At 49.9% G+C, this 2,106-nt stretch carries 3 protein-coding genes; all 3 read left to right on the top strand.

Annotated elements, in window-relative coordinates; all coding sequences use genetic code 11:
* The coding region (locus IQ260_RS30120; protein ID WP_407657773.1) for a glutamine amidotransferase-related protein at positions 1-299 on the top strand (299 nt) is incomplete at its 5' end.
* Positions 300-305: 6 nt separating this feature from the next.
* Positions 306-1,022 (top strand): M15 family metallopeptidase, encoded by a 717-nt coding sequence (locus IQ260_RS30115; RefSeq protein ID WP_193996726.1) that lies wholly within the window; start codon positions 306-308, stop codon positions 1,020-1,022.
* A gap of 98 nt (positions 1,023-1,120) precedes the next feature.
* Positions 1,121-1,315, top strand: coding sequence for a hypothetical protein (locus IQ260_RS30110; protein WP_193996725.1), 195 nt, complete (start codon positions 1,121-1,123; stop codon positions 1,313-1,315).
* Positions 1,316-2,106: the final 791 nt, after the last annotated feature.

Here is a 2,106-nt window from a genome sequence, read left to right as displayed (position 1 = left end):
GCATTACCATTCCCCACATGGGTTGGAATCAGCTCAAACTCACCCAGCCCGATCATCCCCTCTGGGCTACTATTTCATCCGACGAGTGGGTGTACTTTGTCCACTCTTACTACGCCGAAACCACCGATTCAACCATCGTGGCCGCGACCGTTACCCACGGTAGCCAGACCGTCACAGCTGCCGTAACCAAAGACAATCTCATGGCCGTTCAGTTTCACCCTGAGAAGTCAGCCAAAACCGGGCTACAGCTGCTGGCCAACTTTGTGGAAATGGTCAAACAGCCTGTGGCTGTCGGCTAGTTGCCCATGCTCCCCAAACCCTACCACCGCATTCCCATCCAAGACTGCGGCGAGCCCCTCATACCTATCCCCCTAGAGCAGTTTGCTGTGGTGAGCCCCCATCCCTATGCAGCCCTGGGGGCTCCCTATGGTGAGCGTTCTCCCTACTATGTGCGCTCAGGGGTGCTACAGGCATTATTTCAGGCACAGGAACACTTGCAGGAAAACAGTCCCGGCTGGCAGATTCAAATTTTTGATGCCTATCGCCCCATTGCGGTGCAGCAATTTATGGTGGACTACACCTACGAACAGCTGTTGCACACCTGGCAGCGGGAACACCCGTCTAATACCAGTCCGCCAAAAGCGGATTTGCTAGCCCAGGTCTATCAGTTTTGGGCGGCTCCCAGTCACGATCTGGCCACCCCACCACCCCACAGTACCGGTGCGGCCATCGATATCACCCTGGTGGACGACCAGCAGCGGGTGGTGGACATGGGCTCTGCGATTGATGAGATTTCAGAGCGGTCCTATCCCGATTATTTTGCGGAGCGGCCAGGGGGAGAGCAGTTTGATTGCGATCGCACCACCCTAGCTAGCGCCATGCAGTCCGCCGGATTTCGTCAACATCCCAATGAATGGTGGCACTTTTCCCTAGGCGATCAGATGTGGGCCTGGTTAGGAACGACTGATAGCACCACAACATCTGAGGCCTCAGGTGTCGCCTATTATGGCCGTGCCGACTAGTGGCCGTGCCAAACAAATACTGTACGCAGTAATGAATATGCATAAAACCCCCAGCGATACACAGAGTTATATACAGTGTTGTTGTTGGATTACCCGTGATGCCGTCTCAACCAGATTCTGACCAAAAAGCGTATTACGTTTTAGTTTCTGAATGGGGGACCAAAACACTGGTGGCAGTCCATGCCACTAGTATTCAGTCAGCCGAAAAAATCGCTCGACAGAATGCCGGCACAAAAGACGGCTGGGAAGGCATTCATAAAATTTACAATGCCTTTCCCATGGATAAAGGGTAAACGCCTTACGCCCCGAGTAATACTGAAATAAGCTTTTGTGGCTCGCTGAAAGCCTTGATATTTCCTAGAGTGAGCATTGCCCACCAGCCTTAATTCAGTGCTATTCCACATAGCGTTTTTTCAAGCAAGAGGCCTCCCTTGGCAACAGCAATTCTCATTTTGAAACATTTGTACTGAAATCAGGACTTTCAAAGACTTTTACGTCTGAGCGTTTGGACGACAGGATACAAGGTCTAGCCGTTTGACATTGATGAAATCAGACATTTGAGTGAGAATCATTCTCAGTATAAGAATTGCTGCCTTGGCAAGGAAAAATAGATCAGAATGTTAATATCTGCAATCTCTGCGTCCTCGCCCCATTAACCCGATTCGCTGATTCCTCTCTAGTTGGCTAAGATGCTTCTTAAGCAGTTCACTCAGACGAGGAACCCAGAGAGCCGCTACTATGCGACCCACCATAGTCATGCCAGCTTAACCTAGCTAAATGGCATAGGAGGTGCCACAGCGAGCAAGCTTATTTAAAGGCATTGAGGACGCTGCAGACTTTTGTGAAGTATAGCTAACTGGCGCTCTCATAGTTTAGCTATAGCAATATCCTCTATGGTTTTCGATTTTCGTCTTGCTTTCGCCAAAATTTGATTATTTCCGTTCCGAAGCTTAAAAGCTCACGGTTCGCTTAAATTTAGGAAGGGTTGCCTAAATTATCCGGTGAGTGAGAGGTAGATATCATCCGAAGCCTTCAACAACTGCAGAATGCGCTGTTGCCGCTCAGATAAAGCAGAGAGAAAATA

The organism is Leptolyngbya cf. ectocarpi LEGE 11479 (genome assembly GCF_015207065.1).
In the GTDB taxonomy this organism is placed as follows: Bacteria; Cyanobacteriota; Cyanobacteriia; order Phormidesmidales; family Phormidesmidaceae; genus Leptothoe; species Leptothoe ectocarpi.
This window is presented reverse-complemented; position numbering and strand designations above follow the sequence as displayed.